This is a genomic window from Bradyrhizobium sp. Unk1, assembly GCF_059512345.1.
The window spans coordinates 1-1,430 of record NZ_JCAMOP010000165.1; the positions used below are offsets into that span (position 1 = coordinate 1).

The 1,430-nt window shown below is 57.1% G+C and carries 1 protein-coding gene; it reads right to left on the minus strand.

Features of this window, described 5'->3' with window-relative positions:
* Positions 1-245 precede the first annotated feature (245 nt).
* Positions 246-1,271 (minus strand): IS110 family RNA-guided transposase, encoded by a 1,026-nt coding sequence (locus AC5ZFO_RS47890; RefSeq protein WP_496124251.1) that lies wholly within the window; start codon positions 1,269-1,271, stop codon positions 246-248.
* Positions 1,272-1,430 lie beyond the last annotated feature (159 nt).

The window sequence follows — 1,430 nt, forward strand, 5'->3', positions numbered from 1 at the left end:
TGATGCCTCTCTGCCCAGTTGGCTCGCTCGTTGCCGCTCCTACCGATTTGGGAGGGAGGCGTCCATTTCATTTTCCGCGGTCGTCTCTACAGCCGCCGCATGATGGCGTTCAAGAGGTGTGCATCTCGATGTGAAGAGCGCGGTGCGTAACGCCCGCAGTGGCGACTTCGAGATTGCCAACACCTTCGTCCCGGCAGGGGACGCTTTTTCCGCCGAAGGCGGATCTGGGTCGGTTTAAGGCTGCTTCATGCGGCGCCCATCTCTGCCTGGAACTCAGTGCCGTCGGTCCAGATGGCATGGAGGATGACAGCCATTTTGCGAGCAACGGCAACCTTCGCCTTTTTTGCGCCGATCCGTTTCGCCAGCTTACTGCCCCAACGCTTGAGCGCCGAACCTCGCCTGACAACGGTCAGCAGGACGTTCGCGGCCTCGAACAGATAGGTTCGAACCTGGTGGTTGCCGCGTTTGGAGATGCGGCCAGTGCGATCGATCTCGCCGGATTGATAACGTCTCGGTGTCAGGCCGAGATAGGCGCAAACGTCCGCGGAATGTCTGAAGCGAGCGGGATTGTCGATGGTAACGACAAAGGCCAGAGCGGTCAGGGGACCGATACCCGGAACGGTCATCATTCGTCCAACAGTTTGATCACCTTTTGCCACTGCTAAGAGTTGTCGATCGAACTTCTCGATTTGCTCGGTCAAACAGGACTGAGCAAGAAGGAGCGGCGCCAGAATTTCTTGCAAATCTGGCGCTTCAATGAGGACAGCGTTGACCTTGCGAGCCAGGCAGGTCGAGCCGGCCTTGCCGAGCAATTTTCCCAGCCCCTTACACAGACCACGCATCTGGTTGTCGAGGTCACGCCGCAAATCCACCAGCTTGCTTCGAGCCGCCAGCATCGAACGGGTTTTCCAGCTCTCCGCCCCCTTCACGGCAGCTTCCCGGTGCCATCCCATGCGGGCCATTTCGGCCAACCCCTTGGCATCGTTCTGATCCGACTTGTTGATGCGCATCGATAACGCCGCGTGGGCATGACGCGCATCAAGGCAAATCACTGGAAAGCCCAGTACCTTGAGTTGGTGCCAAAGCCAATTCGATAGCGAGCCCGTTTCAAAAACGATCCGCTCAGCATTGCCGGCATGCCGCCGCAAGAGTTTAGCGATCGCCTCCGGATTGGTCGGCGCACAACCTTCGAATGTTACCCCGCCGGTCTGGTCTAAAACGCAAATGCTGGTTTCTTCCATAGAGATGTCCAAGCCAAGGTACTGCTTCACAGCGCTGCTCCCTTTCGATTTGCTGACGCCGATCGTACCGATCCTCGTGTTCGCAAGAAGACGTCAGTCGCGATTACGCCATGTGAAGAATACGGATCGGTCTGAGAAGTAAGCAGAATTGGTCTTGATGTAAGTATTCAATTTTGCAGGAAAGCGGGG